Origin of the sequence: Candidatus Thiothrix phosphatis (assembly GCF_035668035.1) — a bacterium.
GTDB lineage: Bacteria > Pseudomonadota > Gammaproteobacteria > Thiotrichales > Thiotrichaceae > Thiothrix > Thiothrix phosphatis.
The window spans coordinates 39844-60282 of the sequence record NZ_JAYMYJ010000012.1 but is presented as its reverse complement, the minus strand read 5'-3'; the positions used below and the strand labels follow the sequence as shown (position 1 = coordinate 60282).

The 20439-nt window shown below is 57.9% G+C and carries 19 protein-coding genes; 11 read left to right on the top strand and 8 right to left on the bottom strand.

Going from position 1 to position 20439, the window contains the following annotated elements:
• Window positions 1–72: 72 nt before the first annotated feature.
• Window positions 73–894 carry a DUF2189 domain-containing protein gene (locus VSS37_RS01310; protein ID WP_324692796.1) on the top strand — a complete coding sequence of 274 codons (822 nt, stop codon included), beginning with the start codon at window positions 73–75 and terminating at the stop codon, window positions 892–894.
• A 106-nt stretch (window positions 895–1000) separates the two neighbouring features.
• On the opposite strand, the gene VSS37_RS01305 is transcribed toward VSS37_RS01310, so the two are convergent.
• From VSS37_RS01305 to petA, 3 genes are all read right to left on the bottom strand, one after another.
• Window positions 1001–2677, bottom strand: coding sequence for a glutamine--tRNA ligase/YqeY domain fusion protein (locus VSS37_RS01305; RefSeq protein ID WP_324692795.1), 1677 nt, complete (start codon window positions 2675–2677; stop codon window positions 1001–1003).
• A 98-nt stretch (window positions 2678–2775) separates the two neighbouring features.
• Complete coding sequence (locus VSS37_RS01300) at window positions 2776–3177, bottom strand: NifB/NifX family molybdenum-iron cluster-binding protein (protein ID WP_324692794.1); 402 nt, start codon at window positions 3175–3177, stop codon at window positions 2776–2778.
• An 18-nt stretch (window positions 3178–3195) separates the two neighbouring features.
• Complete coding sequence (gene petA, locus VSS37_RS01295) at window positions 3196–3795, bottom strand: ubiquinol-cytochrome c reductase iron-sulfur subunit (protein ID WP_324692793.1); 600 nt, start codon at window positions 3793–3795, stop codon at window positions 3196–3198.
• Between the two features lie 246 nt (window positions 3796–4041).
• Between petA and VSS37_RS01290 the strand changes: the two genes are divergently transcribed.
• The 3 genes from VSS37_RS01290 to VSS37_RS01280 all read left to right on the top strand — a co-directional run bounded on the left by VSS37_RS01290 (window position 4042) and on the right by VSS37_RS01280 (window position 7064).
• Window positions 4042–4668 carry a DedA family protein gene (locus VSS37_RS01290; protein ID WP_324692792.1) on the top strand — a complete coding sequence of 209 codons (627 nt, stop codon included), beginning with the start codon at window positions 4042–4044 and terminating at the stop codon, window positions 4666–4668.
• Between the two features lie 130 nt (window positions 4669–4798).
• Window positions 4799–6739, top strand: a complete 1941-nt coding sequence (locus VSS37_RS01285) for an alpha-amylase family glycosyl hydrolase (protein WP_324692791.1) — start codon at window positions 4799–4801, stop codon at window positions 6737–6739.
• Window positions 6740–6743: 4 nt separating this feature from the next.
• On the top strand, window positions 6744–7064 hold the full coding sequence (locus tag VSS37_RS01280; protein ID WP_324692866.1) for an aldo/keto reductase: 321 nt from the start codon (window positions 6744–6746) through the stop codon (window positions 7062–7064).
• A 60-nt stretch (window positions 7065–7124) separates the two neighbouring features.
• On the opposite strand, the gene VSS37_RS01275 is transcribed toward VSS37_RS01280, so the two are convergent.
• Window positions 7125–7592, bottom strand: coding sequence for an STY0301 family protein (locus VSS37_RS01275; RefSeq protein ID WP_324692790.1), 468 nt, complete (start codon window positions 7590–7592; stop codon window positions 7125–7127).
• 250 nt (window positions 7593–7842) lie between these two features.
• Here VSS37_RS01275 and VSS37_RS01270 point away from each other — a divergent pair, with 250 nt between their 5' ends.
• From VSS37_RS01270 to cmoA, 5 genes are all read left to right on the top strand, one after another.
• Complete coding sequence (locus VSS37_RS01270) at window positions 7843–8181, top strand: LysM peptidoglycan-binding domain-containing protein (RefSeq protein ID WP_324692789.1); 339 nt, start codon at window positions 7843–7845, stop codon at window positions 8179–8181.
• A 178-nt stretch (window positions 8182–8359) separates the two neighbouring features.
• The gene (locus tag VSS37_RS01265) at window positions 8360–10681 is read left to right on the top strand and encodes a DNA internalization-related competence protein ComEC/Rec2 (protein ID WP_324692788.1); all 2322 of its coding nucleotides are present in this window, start codon (window positions 8360–8362) and stop codon (window positions 10679–10681) included.
• 113 nt (window positions 10682–10794) lie between these two features.
• Window positions 10795–13119: a coiled-coil domain-containing protein gene (locus VSS37_RS01260; RefSeq protein ID WP_324692787.1), complete on the top strand. Its 2325-nt coding sequence runs from the start codon at window positions 10795–10797 to the stop codon at window positions 13117–13119.
• 155 nt (window positions 13120–13274) lie between these two features.
• Entirely contained in the window at window positions 13275–14060 is a 786-nt protein-coding gene (locus tag VSS37_RS01255) for an SDR family NAD(P)-dependent oxidoreductase (protein ID WP_324692786.1), read from the top strand.
• Entirely contained in the window at window positions 14060–14788 is a 729-nt protein-coding gene (cmoA, locus tag VSS37_RS01250; RefSeq protein WP_324692785.1) for a carboxy-S-adenosyl-L-methionine synthase CmoA, read from the top strand. Before VSS37_RS01255 ends, cmoA begins: the two co-directional genes overlap by 1 nt.
• On the opposite strand, the gene VSS37_RS01245 is transcribed toward cmoA, so the two are convergent.
• From VSS37_RS01245 to VSS37_RS01235, 3 genes are read right to left on the bottom strand one after another with little or no spacing between them, the layout of a single operon-like run.
• A complete protein-coding gene (locus VSS37_RS01245; protein ID WP_324692784.1) occupies window positions 14785–16440 on the bottom strand; it encodes a DHA2 family efflux MFS transporter permease subunit in 1656 nt (551 codons plus the stop codon). The two genes, cmoA and VSS37_RS01245, sit on opposite strands and share 4 nt — an antisense overlap.
• A gap of 10 nt (window positions 16441–16450) precedes the next feature.
• Window positions 16451–17530: an HlyD family secretion protein gene (locus VSS37_RS01240; protein ID WP_324692783.1), complete on the bottom strand. Its 1080-nt coding sequence runs from the start codon at window positions 17528–17530 to the stop codon at window positions 16451–16453.
• Between the two features lie 22 nt (window positions 17531–17552).
• Window positions 17553–17984 (bottom strand): MarR family winged helix-turn-helix transcriptional regulator, encoded by a 432-nt coding sequence (locus tag VSS37_RS01235; protein ID WP_324692782.1) that lies wholly within the window; start codon window positions 17982–17984, stop codon window positions 17553–17555.
• Between the two features lie 136 nt (window positions 17985–18120).
• Here VSS37_RS01235 and cmoB point away from each other — a divergent pair, with 136 nt between their 5' ends.
• A complete protein-coding gene (gene cmoB, locus VSS37_RS01230) occupies window positions 18121–19095 on the top strand; it encodes a tRNA 5-methoxyuridine(34)/uridine 5-oxyacetic acid(34) synthase CmoB (protein WP_324692781.1) in 975 nt (324 codons plus the stop codon).
• A gap of 95 nt (window positions 19096–19190) precedes the next feature.
• A complete protein-coding gene (locus tag VSS37_RS01225) occupies window positions 19191–19856 on the top strand; it encodes a 2OG-Fe dioxygenase family protein (RefSeq protein WP_324692780.1) in 666 nt (221 codons plus the stop codon).
• A 2-nt stretch (window positions 19857–19858) separates the two neighbouring features.
• Here VSS37_RS01225 and VSS37_RS01220 read toward each other — a convergent pair whose 3' ends face one another.
• On the bottom strand, window positions 19859–20437 hold the full coding sequence (locus VSS37_RS01220) for a hypothetical protein (RefSeq protein WP_324692779.1): 579 nt from the start codon (window positions 20435–20437) through the stop codon (window positions 19859–19861).
• Window positions 20438–20439 lie beyond the last annotated feature (2 nt).

Below are 20439 nucleotides of genomic sequence, written 5' to 3'. Positions count from 1 at the left end.
TAGTTTGCTTAATCCTGAGTAAAAAGCTTGGAATAAAGGCGTTAAGCATTGGTTGTATGAAGGAGGTTAAATATGGAACAGTTTGTCAGCAAGCCGTCCGAGCCTTCCATGGCTCCTGACGTTGATCATTTGTTCAAGAGTTATCCCGTCCAGAAAGTTGGGCCCGGCGCGATCAGGCAATGGTTGGGCCAGGGTTGGGAAGACCTCAAGGTAAACCCATCCGCCAGCCTGTCTTATGGCATCATCTTTGCGTTGGTCGGGGTATTGATGAGCATGGTTTCCGCTGGCAACCCCGCTTTTTTCGTCGCCGCCACGACTGGATTCTTTCTGGTGGGGCCGTTTTTGGCTCTCGGTTTATACGCCTTGAGCCATCAGATTGAACAGGGGTGGCAGCCGCGCCTGTTGACATCGATGTTCAGTATCCGGGAAAACGCTGTCAGTTTGGGTTTTTATGCGGTGCTGTTGGGCATGCTGATGATTTTCTGGGTACGTGTGGCCGCCCTCATTACCGGCATTTTCTTTAATGACATGTCCATGTCGGTTTCTGCGATGGGTTACACCGGTTTGTGGAATGCTTTGATGGGCATGGATGACGGCGGAATGTTTGTGCTGTCCTTTTTTGGTGTTGGTTTGTTGTTTGCCTTGGTGGCGTTCGTGACGGGTGTTGTCACTGCCCCCATGTTGCTGGAGCGCAAGGTGGACATCGTGACGGCGGCGGCAACCAGTGTGCGGGCAGTGATGAAAAATCCTGTCACCATGTTGGTTTGGGCGGCGACCATCACCGCAATCGTTGGCATTGGCATCCTGACATTCAATATTGGCCTGATTATCGCCATGCCGTTGGTTGCGCACGCCAGCTGGCATGCTTACCGCGCGTTGGTGAAAGAGGAATGACCGGGCAAAGCATCTTGATCTTGGTTTGAGTTGACCGTGACCATACTACCCCTACCGCGAGGATGATGCTGTCATTCTCGGGTAGGGGTTTTTTTATGGGGGGTGTTTAAGACGGGCTTTCGGCCTTTTCCCAGGTATCCTTCAAGCCGATCACCCGGTTGAACACCAGCTGTCCCGGTGTGGAATACTTGGAGTCCAGCACGAAATAGCCTTCCCGCTCAAACTGGTAACGGTCTTCCAGTGTGGCTTTCGCCAGCCCAATTTCGCCCTTGCAGCCTTGCAGGATTGCCAAGCTGCCAGGGTTGAGCGATTCCAGGTAGTTCTTGCCGCCTGCATCCGGCGCCGGGTCGTTGAACAGGCGGTCGTACAGGCGCACTTCGCAGCCGACATTTTCCCGTGCGGATACCCAATGGATGACGCCCTTCGGTTTCACGCCGTCTTCCGGGTTATTGCCGAGGGTTTCCTCCAGCACGCGGGCGCGCACTTCGATGACGTTGCCATCGGTGTCCTTGATGGCTTCTTCGGCTTCGATCACGTAGCTGTTGCGCAGGCGCACGCGCTTGCCCAGCACCAGACGTTTGTACTGCTTGTTGGCTTCTTCGCGGAAATCGTCCTGGTCAATCAGGATGTCGCGGCAGAATGGCATCTCACGTTCACCCATCGCCTCATTCTGCGGATGGATGGGCGCTGTCATGGTTTCCACCTTGTCTTCCGGATAATTGGTCAGCGTGACCTTGAGCGGACGCAGCACGCACATGGCGCGCGGGGAAATTTCATTGAGGTCGTCGCGGATGGCATGCTCCAGCATGCTGATGTCGACCACGCCCTCGACCTTGGTGACGCCCGCCATTTCACAGAAGTTGCGGATCGCTTTCGGCGTATAACCCCGGCGGCGCATGCCGGAAATGGTCGGCATGCGCGGGTCGCTCCAACCATCGACGTAATTTTCCACCACCAGCTGCTTGAGCCTGCGTTTGCTGGTGACGGTGTAGTTGAGGTTGAGGCGCGAGAATTCGTACTGGTGCGGTTCGGCGGGCACCGGCAGGTTCTGGATGCACCAATCGTACAGCGGGCGGTGATCCTCGAACTCCAGTGTGCAGATGGAGTGGGTGATGTATTCCAGCGCGTCGCTTTGCCCGTGGGTGTAGTCGTAGGAGGGGTAAATGCACCATTTGTCGCCGGTCTGGTGGTGGGTCGCCTTCTTGATGCGGTACAGCACCGGGTCGCGCAAGTTGATGTTGGGGGATGCCATGTCGATCTTGGCCCGCAAGGTGCGGCTGCCATCGGCGAACTCCCCGGCGCGCATCCGTTCGAACAGGTCGAGGTTTTCCTCAATGGGGCGGGTGCGGTGGGGGCTTTCCTTGCCTGCCTCGTTCAGGGTGCCACGGTACTGGCGCATTTCCTCCGCCGTCAGGTCGCAGACAAAGGCTTTCCCTTCCTTGATCAGGTGGATAGCCCAGTCATACAACTGGTCGAAGTAATCGGAGGCGTAACGCACTTCCCCGTCCCATTGGTAGCCCAGCCATTGCACGTCAGCCTTGATGGACTCGACGTATTCCTCGTCTTCCTTTTCCGGGTTGGTGTCGTCCATGCGCAGGTTGCAGGTGCCGCCGTATTTCTTCGCCAGCCCGAAGTTTAGCCAGATGGACTTGGCGTGGCCGACATGCAGGTAGCCGTTCGGCTCCGGCGGAAAGCGGGTGTGCACGGTCTTCACCTTGCCGTTGGCGAGGTCTTCTTCAATGATGCGCTCAATGAAGTTCAGAGGTCTGCTGGTTTCGCTCATATTGGGTAGTTCTTGTCACTTATTGCAATGCAGGAATTAGACTACCAAGCATGGCGGTTGTCCAGTGGCTTCCATGTTCCTGAACATAAAGGGGGATATTAGGTTTGGTGGTGGTGGCCATGGTGATGATGTTCGTGGCTGTGGTCATGCGCCTGGGGGGCACCTTCCGGCAGGGTTCCCACCAACAGGGCTTTGGCCGCAACGGCCGGGTCGGTTTCGGAGGTGACCCTCACCATCACGCCCCGGCTGCCCATCTTATTGATGAAGCTGTCACCACAACTGCTGGTGATCAGGTAATCGAGCTCAAACAACGGGTGTTCGCCATGACCATCCCATTCGTGCAGGGACATTTCCTTGGGCAGATCCAGACGCCCGGTTTCGTGCACATCTGCGCAATCGGGCGCTTCGAAAATGATAAAGCGGCGGCCTTTGCCCGCATGGCCGGTGATGGTGCGGAAATTCTGGCTGCTTACGCCGATTTTCATAGGGCCAACTTTCATGGGTGTCACCTCATTTGTTTATGCTTTGGAACCGTCTTCGCCGACCAGGATGGTGTTGTCATCCTTGAAGTAATAGGGCGGTACGACCAAGTTAGTGGCGGCGGGCACATTCTTGAAGACGCGCCCCGCCAAGTCGAAACGTGAGCCGTGGCAGGGGCAGTACCAGCCGCCTTTCCAGTCTGCGCCCAGGTCGGCGGGAGCCAGTTCTGGGCGGTAGGTGGGGGAGCAACCCAAGTGCGTGCAAATGCCGATCAGCACCAGGTATTCTGGCTTGCGGGAACGGTAGGGGTTCTGCGCGTAAGCCGGTTGCTGGCTGGTGACAGCGGAGGCAGGGTCGCGCAGGCGCAGGTCGTTGGAAGCCAGGTTATCCAGCATTTCCTGGGTGCGGTTAACGACCCATACCGGTTTGCCACGCCAAACAATGCGCACCAATTGGCCGGGTTCAACCTTGCGCACATCCATTTCAACCGGGGCACCAGCGGCCAAAGCGCGGGCGCTCGGCGACCAGGATGCAAGGAAAGGCGTGGCGACAGCGGCAACCCCCGCTGCGCCCACGACTGAAGTGGCAGCAATCAAAAACCGCCGCCGACTTTGGTTGATGGTGTTGTCATCTTGCATTTATCACTGCTCCATACGCTGACATTTCCGAGAAATTTACTTGGCTATGTGGCCGTGCAGCATTGATCAAATGCAAAAAAGTAAATAAAATCATGTAATTGATTTTTATCAAAAATCTGCCGAAGCTTTCAAGCAAATCCCCACGTTTGAAAACGACAATTCAGGCGTGCCAACCTGCTGGACTGACGCCGGTCAGTGATTCATGCTGGCGGCGTGCCTTCTGGGCAATCCGATACGGAGACAATCATGCTGGAACATTACCTTGCCGTCGCCAAGCCCTGGCTGGAGCAATACGGCTATTTCGCCCTGTTCGGTGGCGTATTGGTGGAAGGCTTCGGCCTGCCTGCCCCTGGCGAAACCCTGATCATAGCGTCCGCGCTGCTGGCAGGGCAGGGCGAGCTGAACCCTGTTGCGGTGCTGTTGACTGCATGGCTGGCGGCGGTGCTGGGTGATAACCTCGGTTACTTGCTGGGGCGTTGGGGCGGCCGTCGCCTGTTCCTCAAAGTAGGGGTGAAGCAAGCGCACCTGGAGCATGTCGAAACCTTTTTCAGGCGTTATGGCGGCGGCGTGGTGATGGCGGCGCGCTTTTTTGAAATTTTGCGCCAGCTCAACGGTGTGGTGGCGGGCGGGATGCGCATGCCGTGGTGGCGCTTCATTGTTTTCAATGCGTTGGGGGCGGCCTTATGGGTTGGCGTCTGGGGCGGCGGGGTGTTTTTGCTGGGCAAGCATTTCGGGCAGGTTGAAAGCGTGCTGCACGGTGTGGAGCCTTACGCTATAAGTGCTGGGTTGATATTGCTGGCGGCGCTGGGCTGGTATTTGCTGGTTTCTGGCCGCGCCCGCACCAAGTTGCCTGATACGGAGGGAAAATCATGACGACTTGTGGGAACATTATGCTCCTAGCCCAAAACAGGGGTAGGGATGGCTGATAACGCCCGCCCATTTTTCCTCGTATACGTAAATATTTGGCTGTAATCATCCAACCAACCGTTAACAGGAGATAGCCATGTCATTTGTTGAAAGCATTCTACGGGCTGCACGGCCCAGCGGCATTCGTTCGGTTGCACTGCCGCGCAGAACCCGCTATCACCCCTCGCCGGGGGACTGGCGCGATGAAGTGCTGTATTTCCTGCTCGTCGACCGTTTCAGCGATAATCAGGAAGATCAGCGCCCTTTACTGGATCGCAGCAGGCTGGCCGATGCCAGACCGGGTCAATGGCGTTGGGAAGACTGGGCCAGATCGGGCGGCGAACGCTGGCAGGGGGGGACGCTCAAGGGCGTGGCGTCGAAGCTCGATTACCTGCAAAACCTGGGCGTCACCACGCTGTGGCTCAGTCCGGTGTTCAAGCAGCGCGGTCATCTGGACACCTACCACGGTTATGGCATTCAGGATTTTCTTGAGGTCGACCCCCGATTCGGTTCACGCGCGGAATTGGTCGAGCTGATCCAACAGGCGCACGCCCGGAACATGCGCATTATTCTGGATATTATCTTTAACCATTCCGGGGAGAACTGGATTTATCCGGAAGGTGTTCCCGGCAGCGTTTATCAGCCGCACTACACTGAAGGGCGTTATGGTTTTGGTCACTGGCGCGGAATTGAGGGCGAGAGTATTGAGGCGATTCAAGGTTCCGAGGATGGTGTCTGGCCGACCGAATTGCAGGATCCGGATAAATACACCCGCGCGGGTTGCGGCAACCTGGGGGGCGACGATGTGGAACTGGAAAATCCTCACGCTGAACACAAGCGCACCGACTTCCTGACGCTGAAGGATTTTTTTCTCGACGATCCGGAACTGCTGTCGCAACTGGCCACCTGTTATAAATACTGGATCGCGCTGACGGATTGCGACGGCTTCCGCATTGATACGCTGAAGCATGTCTCCTTTGAACAGGCCAGAAATTTCTGTGGCTCGATCAAGGAGTTTGCACAAAACTTGGGCAAGGCGGATTTCTTTCTGGTCGGGGAAATCGCGGGCGGCGATTACAGTGAGGACCGTTACCTGGATGTGATCGGCAGAAACCTGAATGCGGCGCTGGATATTGGCGAAATGCGCCTGAACCTGCGGCAGGTTGCCAAAGGCTTGCAGGATCCGCACAGTTTCTTCGCCGGATTCGATCCGGGGAAATCGGTGATGGGGTCGCATCGGGCGCTGGGTGCCAAGCATGTTTCAGTTCTGGACGATCATGACCATGTGTTTGGCGAGAAACTACGCTTTTCCACCCAGGCGGCTTCGGCTCATCAGGTGGTCGCCGGTGTGGGCCTGCAATTGTTTACGCTGGGTATTCCGTGCATTTATTACGGCACTGAACAAAGTCTGGGTGGGCCGGAAGCGACTGAACGCAACTGGCTGCCAAAGTTTGGCGACAATGATCGGTATTTGCGAGAAACCCTGTTTGGCGCGCCGCATCCGCTTAAACATGGGCGGGCGGGGTTGTCGGAAGCGAGGGCGCGGCTGGATTCCGAACTGCCCGGTTTCGGCCCTTTCGGCACGGCTGGCAGCCACTGCTTCGACACGGCCAGCCCGGCTTATCGGCGCATCCGTCATCTGGCCGCGATCCGCGCTGGGTTTCCCGCGCTGCGTTATGGTCGGCAGTATCTGCGTCCGGTGTCTTTTCTGGGCAAGCCGTTTGAGGTTTACGCCAATGGCGAAATTATTGCGTGGTCGCGCATCCTGGATGATGAAGAAATCGTGGTCGTGCTGAATCCGCATGGCGTGGAGCCGCGCGGAGCCAGAATTCTGGTTGACGCCATGTTGAATCCTGCTGGTGGCAAGCTGTGCGTGATCGCCAGCAGTGAAGAGGCCGGTTCAGCCGCCTGCCTGGGTGAGAACAAGGTTGGCCAGACCCGTGAAGTGCTGCTCGACGGCAACGGTGTCCGCTATATCGAGATCAACCAGCTTGGGCCGTCGGAAATTCTGGTGCTGGCGAACCATGTAAACGGATGAGGAACTGAAAACGGTAGGTACCATGGCCGAAGCGGTGCAACAAGGCAAGGCGCGTTATCTCGGTCTGAGCAATGTCACGGCGGAACAGCTTCGGCGGGCGCATCAGACGCATCCGATCACCGCCGTGCAATATGAATATTCGCTGTGGCGGCGTGAAGCGGAAGTTGAACTGCTGCCCGCCATGCGGGAGCTGGGTGTTGCTCTGGTCGCTTGGTCGCCACTGGATGGCGGTTTCCTGACAGGTACGGTGAACAGCCTTGCGGCAGTGGAGCGCATCAATAGGCTGGCACCGCCAAGCCCAGCGGTAGGCGAGACCCTGGTATGACGCCCGACGCATCCGGTTAATCCGCCCGCAAAAAACTGGGCGGATTAATGTTTCCCGCAGTTAAAGCGGCGTGCAGCTCAGGACATTGTTGGTCCCATCGGGCGTGAAGTGCCATGAGCAGGATTTGACAGGCGCGCTGGTTTTTTTGAAGGTGCTGATGTTCGAGCCATAGTTGCAAGCGATATAGACCGGATTTTTCTGCTGGTTTTCAGCGCTTCCCAGTGTCCACAGGCTAGTCCCTTCTTCCGCTTCGGTCAGCTCGTCAGCATTGTCCTGCGAGATGGCGGAGCCGTCTTTGGGTTCGCCGGAGTACAGCGTGATTTCCACCAGAGGCAGGGTGTCGCTGGCTTCACGGCCATCCAGGTAAACCAAGTCGCCCGCCGCGTTGGCGAACATCACTGACCAGTCTGCCGGATCCGACACTAGCTGCTCCTTGACCTGCATGCTTGCCGGGCAGGTATAGTCTTCCGCCCATGCGCCCTGCGCCAGTAGTGGGGTGATTGCCAGCAATATCCATTTTAATTTCATTGATATTCTCCTGTTCAATAATTTTGGTTTAAAAAAATTAACACTTGATAGTTTGAATGCAGTTTGTTTTGCATCTTGCGGAGAATTATTTCATAAATGGATGAGGATGCAATGAGGGCTGACGAACCTTTACAAAGCTTTACATAACTTTACATGAGAAAGGATTGCAGAAAATACAGGCCGATTTAAACTGAAAATACGACCTGACCAGTCGGAAAGCCCATTCATAACTATTTTTAGGAGATTAATCATGAAACTGCATAATACCTTCGCGGCCACATTAATAACTGCGCTGGCACTCACGGTGAGTGGCGGGGCTTTTGCCAAAGGGCCTGAGCAAGCGCAGCAAGGCCCAGCCCAGATGGGGCAGCAGAGCCCAGTCCAAATGGAGCAACATCAGCCACCCATGAAGCAGGAACCCAAACATGCAGCCCCTAAAAAGCAAAAAGTCCACTTTATCCGTGTCCACAGTGGCGACACATTAGGCAAGATCGCTAAAAAATACCACACCAGTGTTACCCGTTTGAAGCGTCTGAACCACCTGCGCAACGACACGATTTATGTGGGGCAACGGTTGCGGATCAGCTGACCCTTACCGCATGGATTCATGGCTAAAGGCCCCTTCGTGGGGCCTTTTTGCGTGTGGGCTTATGCCGTTGGAACAGGTAGTATGAACGTCAAGGTACGGTGACGCCCGAGTTATACGGGCGGGGCTACTGGGTGAAATACCAACAATAACAGCTCATGCTTTCAAGGGTTCTTCTTCCATGCGCACCTTTTCAGTAAGTTTTTTTGCCGGGACGCTGGTAATACTGGTTCTTGCCCAATTGCCGGACGGCGCTGTCTTGGCGGTGACAGCCGTTGTCTGGTTGGCGGCAGTGGCGGCGGCATTCTGGTATGGCCGCCGTTGGCGCTGGCTTTTATGGTCGTCGGTGTTGCTGGCCGGGGTTGGCGCTGGCGCATTGTATGCGCTTTTGACCGCAGTGCAGGTGCGGGAAAGCTGGCTGCCGCAGGACTGGGAAGGGCAGGATGTGCTGCTGACCGGCGTGGTCGTGGATGCGCCGGAACTACAGCCAGATGGCGTGCGTTTTCTGCTGGATGTGGAGCAGGCTGATCGGGGGGGTTATCACGGGCGCTTGCGGGTCGCCTGGTATGAGCAGAACCGGCCTGACATCCGTGCTGGGGAACGCTGGCAATTGAAAGTGCGCAGCAAACGTCCCAATGGCTTCATGAATCCCGGCGGTTTTGACTATGAGAAATGGCTGTTCACCCAGCGGATTGGCGGCAGCGGCTATGTCCGGCAATCGGCGCAGAACCGGCGGCTCGCTGCCGCTTCCGCAGTGTCCGCCAACGCCATCCGCCAGTTGTTGCAGGAACGGATCCAGGCGGCGTTGGGGGATTCGCCGGTGACGGGGCTGATACAGGGATTGGCGGTCGCTTACCGCAGCACCATTACGCCGCAACAATGGGAAACTTTGCGCAAGACCGGAACCAGCCATTTGCTGGCGATTTCCGGCCTGCATATCGGCATGGTGGCGGGGTTTGGTTTTTTGCCGGTAATGCTGTTGTGGCGGCTGTTGCCTTCCCTGTATTTGCGGTTGCCGGTGAAAATTGCAGGTGCCATTGTGGGTGGCGTGTTCGCCTGCATCTATGCGGTGCTGGCGGGCTTGAGCATCCCTACCCAGCGCTCGCTGGTGATGGTGCTGGCGGTGATGTCGGGATTGTTGCTGCGGCGGCGTATCCCGTTCAGCAGTGTGTTCGCCCTGGCTTTGCTGCTGGTGTTGCTGGTTGATCCGCTGGCCAGCTTGTCCGCCGGATTCTGGTTGTCGTTTAGCGCGGTGGGATTGCTGGCGTGGCTGGGAAAACGGCGGCTCAAGCAGGGCAGGCTGGCTTTTCTGTGGGTGCAACTGGCGCTGTCGCTGGGCATGCTGCCGCTGACCGCTGCTTGGTTTGGCGGCGTATCCCTGGTTGCGCCGCTGGCCAATCTGCTGGCGATCCCTTATGTCACCCTGCTGGTGGTTCCGTTGGTGCTGCTGGGCGTGCTGCTCACAGGGGTGACGCCAGTGTTGGCTGCGTTGGTCTGGCAGGTGGCCGCTTGGCTGTTGCAGGGGTTGATGCTGGCGTTGGATTGGCTGGCGGGCTTTTCCCTGTCATCCGTCTACCTGCCATTGATCCCGTTGCCCTGGCTGTTGCTGGCGATGGCAGGCTTTTGGCTGCTGTGGCTACCGCGCGGCATGCCAGGGCGTTGGTTGGGTCTGGTGCTGTTGTCGCCGCTGCTGTTTTATCTTCCAGAAAGGCCGGGGCAGGGTGCCTTCCGCCTGAGCGTGCTGGATGTGGGGCAGGGTTTGGCGAGTGTGGTGCAGACTGCGAACCATACGCTGGTGTTTGATACCGGCCCCAAAACATCGGACAGTTTTGATACGGGTGAATTGGTTGTGCTGCCCTGGCTGCGCGGGCAAGGCATTACGCACGTCGACACATTGGTGGTGTCCCATGCTGACAATGACCACAGCGGCGGGGCGGAAGCGATCTTGGCGTCCATGCCGGTCAACCGCATCCTGGTTGGCGCGCCAGGGATAGCGTCAGGCTATCAGCCGGATTTATGTGAGGCGGGGCAAAAATGGCATTGGGATGGGGTGACATTTACCGTTTTGCATCCGGATGTGAATTTCCTGGAGCAGACGGAAAACAACCGTTCTTGCGTATTAAAAATAGCGAATGAAGTTCACAGCGCATTATTAACCGCCGATATTGAACGGCCTGCGGAACAATGGCTGATAGGGCAAGGGGCGGCGCTGCAAGCTGAAATGCTGCTGGTTCCCCATCATGGAGGCAAAACCTCATCCAGCCCAGATTTTATCCGGGCGGTTTCCCCAGTGTTTGGCATTGTCTCCAGCGGTTATCTCAACCGCTTCCACCACCCGAACCCTATGGTTGTCCAGCGTTATGCCGCCCGTGGCGTGAAATTGCTGGATACAGTGACAAGTGGGGAATTACAACTGGATTTTCCTGCAACAAGCGCAGCCATACAGTTGCGTGAATGGCGGCGTGGGCAACTGCATGCCTGGAACCGCAGCCCTGAAAAGTAACGTGGCGAAACATTATTATTTATGCCAGAATTCCAGCAATCCCCACAGTCTCCCCTAACGGGCAGGGTAATATCTATCCGCTGGTGCTGGTAAGTAGTGTTCAGGAAGCAATCATGAAGCTGGAAGAAAAGGATCTCGAAATTTTCAAAAAACTGGATTCCAACGTTTATCTTACGCTCAATGACAAGCAGGCGTTGCGTAGCAGCGTGGATGTGTTGGCACAGCGCCTGGTGGAAAAAGACAAGCGTTTGCAGGAAGTCTCCAGCCTGATGTTGGAAAAGGACGGGCACATCCGGGTGCGCGACGCGCGCATTGACGAACGTGACAAGCGTCTGGAAACCATTGCCAAACTGCTGGTGGAAAAGGAAAAGCTGCTGACCCAGCAAAACCAATTATTGGCGGAAAAAGAGAAAGTCCTGCGTGTCCGCGATGAAAACCTGAATGCGCGCGACCGGGCGGTGCAGCAGCGCGACACCATGTTGGAAGACCGTGAAGCCCGCCTGAAAACCCTTGAGCAAAGCCTTGCCCATTACGAAAAGCTGTTGCAGGAAAAGGAACTGCAAATCCAGATGCGTGACCGCAGCCTGGAGGACAAAGACCGTTCCCTGTTGCGTATTGACCAGGCGATCCAGAGCAAGGACAAGCTGCTGCAAAGCCGTGATGACAGCATCATTAAAAAAGACCAGCAATTGGTTGACCGCGAAACCCTGTTGCAGGAGCGCACCCGCCAGACGCTGGAACAGGAAAAAATGCTCAAGGAGCGTGACCGGCATCTGACCGAGCGCGATAACCACATTTCGGAACGTGACCGCCAGCTCGCCGCCCGCGACAGCCACATCGACCTGGCTGGCCAGCACCTGCAAGCACGCGACCGCACCATCGCCGACCGTGACCAGCAAGTACAGGCACGCGAACTGCTGCTGAAGGAAAAGGAAACCCTGTTGCAGGAGCGTGACCAACGGATTGGCTTCCAGCAGCAACAGTTGGAAAAACGTGACGGTGCCTTGGCCGAGCGTGACCGTGAACTGGCTGACCGCGACCGCACTGTCGCCGACCGTGACGCCGAATTGCGCTTGCGTGAGGAGGCTATCCGCAACCGCGACCAGCAGGGGCTGGATTTCCTGCAAACCATCCGCGAGCTGGAAGACCACTTACAGGGGCGCGACGCCCAACTGAGTGAGCGCGACCGGCAACTGGCGATGCGCGATGAGCGCATCAACAAGGCGGATGAAGACCTGCGCGACCGCGACACCCGCCTGTCCAGCCGCGACCGCACCATTGAGGAGCGCGACGTGCAGGTGACTGAGCGCGACCGCCGCATCAAGGAGCGGGACGTTTCCCTGCGGGAGCGCGACACCCGCATCAGCGGCCAGGATCTGCAACTGCGTGAACGTGACAAGCAATTGCAGTTGCGCGATTCCCAATTGCAAAGCCGCGATGTCACCATTGGTGAACGTGACCACGGCATCCGGCAGCGCGATTCCCACATCGCACAATTGAATGCGCAGATGCAGGAACGGGATGAGACCATCCATGCGCGTGACACCCTGCTGACCGAGCGCAACAGTGTCATCATGCAGCGTGACGACTCCATCCGCGAACGTGATTTCCAGTTGAACGAGCGCGAGCAGACCATCCAGCAGCGTGATGTTTCCCTGCATGAACGTGACCAGCAAATCCAGAACTTGGGTGGGTTCATCAATGCGCGCGACACCAGCCTACAGACGCGGGACACCGAAATCGCCGCCCGCGATGAACAGGTGCGTAGCCTGCAATTGGAAGTCCAGTTGCGTGACCAAAGCATCGCCGAACGTGATGTGCAAGTGCAGTTGCGCGACCAGACCGTGCAGGATCGGGATGAACTGCTGACGGCGCGGGAAGAGACCATCGCCGAACGCGACGCCGCCCTTGCCGAGCGTGACGCCCAACTGGAGCAGCGCGACCTGCAAATCCAGCGGAAGGAAGAGGCGTTGCAGGAACGTGACACCCAACTGAATGTCCGTGATGCCGAAATAACCCGCCGTGACGCCAGTTTGCACGAACGCGACACCATGCTGTCAGGGCGCGATGCGCAGTTGCAGTCGCGTGATGTGCAGTTGCAGAACCGTGACACTAGCCTGCACGAGCGGGACCAGACCATCGTCGCCAAGGAAGCGCACATCCGCCGCCGTGATGACCGCCTTCAGGAACTGACCCTGCGCATCCAGCACCTTGAGAACGCCCTGAAAGAGCACGTCCAGCAATTGCAGAACCGGGATGATGCCTTGCATCAGCGGGATCTGATCATCGCCCAACGTGACCGCCAGATTGACCGCTTGGACAAAAGCGTCGTCAAGCACAGCGCGGGGGCGCAAAGCATCTTCATCAAGGGCGCGGTGACCGGGCTGGCGGCGGCGTTTGTCTTTGTGCTGGGGTTGCGGTTGCTGGCGATCATCTGAACGCCGTCCTGCACCCGGTGCAGGGTGCCAATGCGCGCTTTACCCGGCAATCTTGGTCGGCGCGAGCCTGCGCTTTCTTGAGCTGCGCCCTACACCCCCGTGGCGATAAGCGCTAAACTCCCCCCTTTTCAGGCTGACCCCAAGCGGAGACAGGAATGCAGGAAGATTTATTGGGTTATATGCCGCCAGCAGGCGCATTGCAGGGACGTGTGGTTCTGGTGACGGGTGCCGCCGCCGGGTTGGGCAAGGCGGTCGCCAAAGCTTGTGCGCAATTCGGTGCCACGGTCGTCATGCTCGATAAGGAAGTGGGCCGGGCTGAGGCGACCTACGACGAAATCGTTGCCGCAGGCTATCCGGAACCCGCCATTTACCCGCTCGACATGCAGGGTGCCACCGCCAAGGATTATGACGACCTCGCCAACAATATCCGCGAACAATTGGGGCGGTTGGATGGCGTGGTGCTGAACGCCGCATGGCTGGCCGCCTTTACCCCGATCAAGTTTTATGAAGCTGAACTGTGGTCGAAGATGATCATGGTCAACCTGCACGCCAATTTCCTGTTGAGCCGGGCAGTGTTGCCGCTGTTGGAAGAGTCACCGGATGCCGCCATTGTGTTGGCGGCGCATGAATCCAACCGGGCGTATTTCGGCGCTTTCGGGGTGGCCAAGGCTGGAATGGACGCTTACTGCGACATCCTGGCGGCGGAGTATGACAATCCTGCCCATTTCATCCGCGTCAATGCGGTGGACACCGGGCCGATCCGCACCAGCATGCGCACGCTGAACTACCCAGGCGAAAACCCGGAAAGTGTCGCCCGCCCGGAAGCGCTGGTGGGGCCATTCCTGTTTTATCTCGGCTCAGATGCCGGACGCCGCACCGGCGAACACCTGAAAATCGGACGGCAGCCAGCCGACGCCCATTGGCCGGGTGAGGCGGCCTGATGGCGCGCGATTCCATCTACGCCCAGCCGCAGGAACAGCTCGGTGATTTTGCGTTCAGCGAGGCGGTGGCGGATGTGTTTCCCGACATGATCCAGCGTTCGGTGCCGGGTTATGAAACCGTCATCAACCTGTTGGGCGTGATTGCACGTCGCTTCGCGCAGCCGGACAGCCGGATTTACGATCTGGGTTGCTCCCTCGGCGCGGCGACCTTGGCAATGGCTTCCCAAGTGCGGGTTCCGGGTGTCAGGTTTGTGTGTGTGGACAATTCCGCAGCCATGACCAGCCGTTGCGCACAGATTATGCGGCGGCGGTTGCCGGACGGGCATTGCGAAGTGGCATGCAGCGACATTCAGGATGTCAAGCTGGAAAATGCCTCGGTGGTGGTGCTGAATTTCACCCTGCAATTTCTGAAGCCCGCCGATCGATTGGTGATGTTGCAGAGGATTTACGACGGCTTGCGGCCAGGTGGCGTATTGCTGTTGTCGGAAAAATTGCGTTTTGCCGACCCCGCCGAACAGGAGCTGATGACGGAACTGCACCTGGAGTTCAAGCGCGCCAACGGCTACAGCGAACTGGAAATCAGCCAGAAGCGCTCCGCACTGGAAAATGTGCTGCTCCCCGACACTTTCGGGGAGCACGCGGAACGTTTGCAGGCGGCGGGGTTTGCCCAAGTGGTGAACTGGTTCCAGGGGTTCAATTTCGCCTCGCTGCTGGCGTTGAAGGCTTAGGCGGCGAGTTCCTCTTCCTCATATTCCTGCAACCGCCGTCCAGGTGTTGGCGGCGCGGGTGGGATGGCGTTGGCCGTCTCCGCCGGTTGGGCGGGCTGCGCCTGGGCAGCTGTTGCAGGTTTGCTGGCCGGTTCTGCCGCAGCCGGTTTGGCGGGCGCGCGCAGCAACACAACCAGCGGCACCGCCGCCAGCGTCACCCACATCATCAGGCGGAAATCCTGCAAGTAGGCAAGGGTCGCCGCCTGCTGGTTGACTTGGGCGTCAAGCATCGCCAGCCCTTGCGGCGTGGACAGGTTGAATGCGCCCGCCTCGACCGCCTGCCTGAGCGCCAGGTTGAACGGGTTGATGGCGTCGGCAAAGGCGGCATGGTTGATCTGTATCCGTTGCGCCAGATAGGTGATCACCACGGAAATGCCGATACTGCTGCCGATATTGCGCATCAGGCTGAACAATGCAGTGCCTTCATTGCGGTAACGCGGCGCCAGGGTGGCGAAGCTGATGGTGGATAGCGGCACGAAAATGAACCCCAGCCCCAAACCTTGGACAATGCCGGTGCGGACGATGTCCCAGCCGGAAATGTCGGTGGTGAAGCCGGTCATTTCCCACAGCGAGAAACTGGTCAGGGCAAGGCCGGAAAAGATCAGGTAACGCACGTCAACCCTGCCGGACAGTTTGCCCACCGTCATCATGGCGATCATCGTGCCAACCCCACGCGGTGCCAGCAACAGGCCAACATCCAGCACCGGGTAGCCCATCAGGTTCTGCATGAAAGGTGGCAATAACGCCATGGTCGCCAGCAAAATCACGCCGATGGTGAAAATGAACAGCAGGCCGACCGTGAAGTTCCGGTCTTTGAACAACCCAGGCTCAATAAAGGGTTGTTCGGCGGTGAATATATGCGCCACAAACAGGTAGAACGCCAGCCCCGCCAAGATGGCTTCGGTCACCACTTCGCGGCTGGCGAACCAATCGAGGGTTTCACCCCGGTCAAGCATCATTTGCAAAGCGCCGATGGCCAGGCTCAACAGGGCGAAGCCGAACAGGTCGAAGCGGCGTGAACGGTCTAGCGGCGTTTCCTGCACAAACGTTGCCAGCCCCAGCCACGCCAACACGCCGAAGGGGATATTGATGTAAAACACCCAGCGCCAGTTGTAATACTCCGTCAGCCAGCCGCCCAGCGAAGGCCCCAGGATCGGCCCCACCATGACACCGACGCCCCACAATGCCATTGCCGAGGCGTGCTGTTCACGCGGGTAAGTGTCCAGCAGCACCGACTGCGACAATGGCACCAGGCTGGCACCGAAAACGCCCTGCAACAGGCGGAACAGGACGATCTGCTCCAGGTTCTGCGCCGCCCCGCACAGCATGGAGGTGATGGTGAAGCCGACCACTGACCACATGAACACCCGTTTGCGCCCCAAGCGCGCGGTCAGGAAGCCGGTCAGCGGCATGAAAATGGCCGCCGCCACAATGTAGGAGGTCAGCACCCAGGAAACCTGGTCTTGGGTCGCCCCCATCGAACCCTGCATGTGCGGCAGGGCCACGTTGGCGATGGTGGTGTCGAGTGCCTGCATGATGGTCGCCAACATCACGGACAGTGTAACCAGTCCCTGATGCGCATTGGCCGGTTGTTGGGCTGTTGTAGCGTTCATGCGTATGGCCTCACAGGGTCACGCCGAACACATGGCGGCGATGGCCGGTGTCGATTTCGACCTCGGTGCTCAAACCGGCGCGCAGTTCTTGCACGTTGTCGGCGTCTGATGATGCCAGTTTGATCCGTACCGGCACCCGCTGGGCAATCTTGACCCAGTTGCCGGTGGCGTTCTGCGCCGGAATGATAGAAAACTCTGCGCCAGTTGCCGGGCTCAGGCTATCCACTTCGCCATCCCAGGTTTTGCCGGGGTAGGTGTCCACGCGGATGGTGACCGGCTGGCCGGGATGCACGTAAGTCAGGTCGGTTTCCGGAAAATTGGCTTCGATCCACAGGTTGTTGCTGCCCACCAGCGCCAACGCCATGCCGCCTGCCGTGACGTATTGCCCCGGTTTGGGCGGTTGGCTGACCGAGCCATCCAACGGGGCGTAGACCGTCGTCCGTGACAGGTTGAGTTTGGCCTGGGCCAGTTCGGCCTGCGCGCTTTGGTAAGCGGGCTGCCGTTCCAGCGGGGTATCAGGGTTGCCACCCAGTGATTCCGCAATGCTCTTGAGATCTTCCTGCAAAACATCGATCTGCTGTTTGGCCAGCTCGGTGGCTTCTTTCGCCTGGTCGAATACGGTGGAGGAAATGAAATGCTTGGCCACCAAGTCAGACTGGCGTTGCTGCTCCCTGAGCGCGAAGTCGTATTTGGTGCGCGCCTGGGTAATTTCCGCCTGCTTGGCGTAATAGCTGGCCTTGAGCGCGGTCAGGTCGGTGCGCGCTTGCGCCAGTTGCGCCTCCGCCTTGGCTTTGGCGACTTCGAAAGGGGCCGTGTCAAGGCGGAACAGCGATTGTCCGGCCTTGACGCCCTGGTTTTCGCTGACCAGCACTTCCTTGACCGTGCCGGACACTTCCGCACTGACTGGAACCTTGTCGGCCTTGAGATAGGCGTTGTCGGTTTCCACGTAGCGCCCGCCTTTGAGGTAGATGAAACCACCCGCCAACGCCGCCACCAGTGGGATGGCGATGAGCAGGATGAACCGCTGCATGCCGCGTTTCCGTGCAGGAGGGGTGGGGGAGATTTCTTCCGGATTATGGTTTTCGTTCATGTGAATGTCTCCGTTATAAGTCTTAACCTGAACTCAGGTTTTCCCGTATTTTGCTGAGGGCCATCAGCACCAGTTCGGCCTGCTGCGCATCGAGCCCGCGCAGCGCCGCCGCCTGCACGATGCCGCCAACCTGCTGGATGGCCTCCAGGTGCGGTGTGGCGGCTTCGGTCAGGTAAATGAGGTAGGCGCGGCGGTCGTTGGGGGCAGGGCGGCGCTCCACCAGCCCCTCTTGCGCCAATTGGTCAAGCTGCCGGGCGAGGGTGATTGGCTGTATTTCCAATAACTCGGCCAAGTCAACCTGACGGATGCCTTCATGGCGCGCCACATGCACCAGCACCCGCGCTTGCGCCAAGGTCAGGCAACTGCTGCCTTCCAGTTGTTGCTGGAAAGCGCGCCGCATCAGGCGGGAAACGTCTTTCAGCAAGAAGCCAAGGCTGTTTTCTGCTAGTTTCATGTGTGTTCCATATAGTAAGCATACGTTATTATATGCATTGCTTTGTGAATTTGCAAAGTGATTTTGCGGGTTGTCATTGGCAGGCGCGAATGGTTACTATCGCCTTCCTTACCCCCATCCACTGGATGAAGCCATCATGCCCGACCCACTCTACCGTTTCTTGCAAGCTTCCCGGCTGGCCCCATGGCTGGATACGCTGCCTGCCCAACTGCAACAGGCGCTGGAAGGCAATCCGCATGGCAAACAGACGGAATGGCGGGCAGCGCTGGATGCGCTGCCGGAATTGTCGGCTTCCAGCATGGATTTCAATGCCAGCGCCGTGCGGATTGGCATGGCTGGCGATGTGGATGAAACTGCCCGCGCGCAACTGAAGGCGGCGCTGCAAGCATTGATCCCGTGGCGCAAGGGGCCGTATGAGCTGTTTGGCGTCCACATTGACACCGAATGGCGTTCTGACTGGAAATGGGAACGGGTTTTCCCCCATCTCAGCCCACTGCAAGAGCGGCTGGTGCTGGATGTTGGTTGCGGTAGCGGCTACCACCTATGGCGCATGCACGGCGCAGGCGCGGAAGCGGTGGTCGGCATCGACCCAACCTTGCTGTTTCTCAGCCAATTCCAGGCAGTAAAGCGCTATGCTGGTGATCTGCCGGTATGGATGCTGCCGTTGAAAAGTGAGGATTTGCCTGATTTTCACCAGAAAGGTTTCGATACGGTGTTTTCCATGGGGGTGCTCTACCATCGGCGCGATCCGCTGGGGCATTTGCAGGAATTGCGCCGCGCCTTGCGGGCAGGCGGTGAGCTGGTGTTGGAAACACTGGTGGTGGATGGCGATGAGAAGACTGTCCTGATGCCGCATGACCGTTATGCGAAGATGCGCAATGTCTGGTTCATCCCCTCGGTACCCATGTTGGAACTGTGGTTGAAAAGGTTGGGCTTCACCCATCTGCGGGTTGCCGACATAACCCCGACCACCGTGGGGGAGCAGCGTTGCACGGCATGGAGCAAGGGCGAATCGCTGGCGGATTTCCTTGATCCGCAGGATAACAGCCGCACGCTGGAAGGTTATCCCGCCCCACTTCGGGCGACGATTATCGCCAGCACCCCCAGCTGACTTGTTCAGTTGCATATCGCTTTATTACAATACGTTTAAGCATTGAATTTGAAGTAAGCCGAGTGAACACCTTATTACAGAAACCCGGATTTATCATGGCGAAGGGGGAATCCAACCGCCTTCATCAGCAGCTTGCCCGCCGGATGGGGCAGGCGTACAGGCGTTTCCGTACAAGTTGGGATGGATTGCTGCCTGACCCTTACCTGCGTGACGGCGGCGATTACCGATACCGGCGCTATTCTGTTTTTCATTGGAAAAACAATTTACTGAAAGTGCTTCCTCACGAGCCGCATTACCAAAGCAGCCATTATAACCACGTACATGGCGGCTTTAACCGGCATTTCCGTGCATGGTTGCCAGCCACGTTGCGCAATCCGGTGTTGGGGGAAATCATCCGTTGGGCGGTTGGCCAATTTTCTGCTGACCCGGCGACGCTGTGGCGGATACAGGCGCACCAGTTCCGTATCGTTGCGCGTGAAGACCAGCTAGGCAGGCCAACGCCAGAGGGCGTGCACAAGGATGGCGCTGAATACATCCTCATCATGATGATGGATCGGCAGAATATTCGGGGAGGGATCAGCAAGGTCTACAACAATGGCATGCACCCGCTGGCGGAAGGCGTACTGGAGGAAACGGGGGATCTGATGCTGGTGAATGACCATGCGGTCTATCATGGGGTGACGGAAATTGGCCCGGCTGACCCAGCACACCCTGCTTGGCGGGATGTGCTGGTGTTGACCTTCCACAAGGCAAGGGGTTGAAATCAACCCGGCCCTTCAAAATATTTCCATGGGTAATTGAGGTCATCCTGGATATGGCTCCAGTACAGCTCGCCGGAGTTGCGCCAAGGGTCGAGCAGGATACCGGTTGCAAAGGGCTTGCCTTTGGCGGTGACGATCAGCGTGCTGTGCTCGCGCCATGGGTTGCCTTTATAGGCCACACCCCAATACAAATCAAAGGTTTTCAGGTGCTTGCTGCGCATCCGCGCCCGCATGGCACGCGCCCAGTCAACACATAAGCCAGCCTTGCGCTCTTTGGCGTTACGCAAGGTGTTGTGTATCAGCGGCGGCCATGTCAGGTTCCAGTCATTGGCCAGATACATGGGGTAGACGTAGGCGTCATGTGCCACATCCTGCGCTTCCTGTGGATCAATGATGGCCGGGTCAAGCGCGATCAACGCAGTGGTCAGTTCGTCCATTTTTTTCTTCATTGTCGGCGTCAGGCTTTTCAAGCGTGGATTGCCGTTTTGTGTCAGGTAGACATCATTATAATGGACGGCGCAGCCGCTGAACATGAACACCGTCATCAGCGCCAGCAACAGCAACCTCTTTAATTCAAACATTA

What these genes read in the sequence shown, in the direction of transcription:
- petA (WP_324692793.1), bottom strand. Translation starts at nt 3,795, where the DNA reads ATGCAAGATGACAACACCATCAACCAAAGTCGGCGGCGGTTTTTGATT.
- VSS37_RS01255 (WP_324692786.1), top strand. Translation starts at nt 13,275, where the DNA reads ATGCAGGAAGATTTATTGGGTTATATGCCGCCAGCAGGCGCATTGCAG.
- VSS37_RS01260 (WP_324692787.1), top strand. Translation starts at nt 10,795, where the DNA reads ATGAAGCTGGAAGAAAAGGATCTCGAAATTTTCAAAAAACTGGATTCC.
- VSS37_RS01285 (WP_324692791.1), top strand. Translation starts at nt 4,799, where the DNA reads ATGTCATTTGTTGAAAGCATTCTACGGGCTGCACGGCCCAGCGGCATT.
- VSS37_RS01270 (WP_324692789.1), top strand. Translation starts at nt 7,843, where the DNA reads ATGAAACTGCATAATACCTTCGCGGCCACATTAATAACTGCGCTGGCA.
- VSS37_RS01240 (WP_324692783.1), bottom strand. Translation starts at nt 17,530, where the DNA reads ATGAACGAAAACCATAATCCGGAAGAAATCTCCCCCACCCCTCCTGCA.
- VSS37_RS01220 (WP_324692779.1), bottom strand. Translation starts at nt 20,437, where the DNA reads ATGTTTGAATTAAAGAGGTTGCTGTTGCTGGCGCTGATGACGGTGTTC.
- VSS37_RS01245 (WP_324692784.1), bottom strand. Translation starts at nt 16,440, where the DNA reads ATGAACGCTACAACAGCCCAACAACCGGCCAATGCGCATCAGGGACTG.
- cmoA (WP_324692785.1), top strand. Translation starts at nt 14,060, where the DNA reads ATGGCGCGCGATTCCATCTACGCCCAGCCGCAGGAACAGCTCGGTGAT.
- VSS37_RS01305 (WP_324692795.1), bottom strand. Translation starts at nt 2,677, where the DNA reads ATGAGCGAAACCAGCAGACCTCTGAACTTCATTGAGCGCATCATTGAA.
- cmoB (WP_324692781.1), top strand. Translation starts at nt 18,121, where the DNA reads ATGCCCGACCCACTCTACCGTTTCTTGCAAGCTTCCCGGCTGGCCCCA.
- VSS37_RS01300 (WP_324692794.1), bottom strand. Translation starts at nt 3,177, where the DNA reads ATGAAAGTTGGCCCTATGAAAATCGGCGTAAGCAGCCAGAATTTCCGC.
- VSS37_RS01235 (WP_324692782.1), bottom strand. Translation starts at nt 17,984, where the DNA reads ATGAAACTAGCAGAAAACAGCCTTGGCTTCTTGCTGAAAGACGTTTCC.
- VSS37_RS01290 (WP_324692792.1), top strand. Translation starts at nt 4,042, where the DNA reads ATGCTGGAACATTACCTTGCCGTCGCCAAGCCCTGGCTGGAGCAATAC.
- VSS37_RS01275 (WP_324692790.1), bottom strand. Translation starts at nt 7,592, where the DNA reads ATGAAATTAAAATGGATATTGCTGGCAATCACCCCACTACTGGCGCAG.
- VSS37_RS01225 (WP_324692780.1), top strand. Translation starts at nt 19,191, where the DNA reads ATGGCGAAGGGGGAATCCAACCGCCTTCATCAGCAGCTTGCCCGCCGG.
- VSS37_RS01265 (WP_324692788.1), top strand. Translation starts at nt 8,360, where the DNA reads ATGCGCACCTTTTCAGTAAGTTTTTTTGCCGGGACGCTGGTAATACTG.
- VSS37_RS01310 (WP_324692796.1), top strand. Translation starts at nt 73, where the DNA reads ATGGAACAGTTTGTCAGCAAGCCGTCCGAGCCTTCCATGGCTCCTGAC.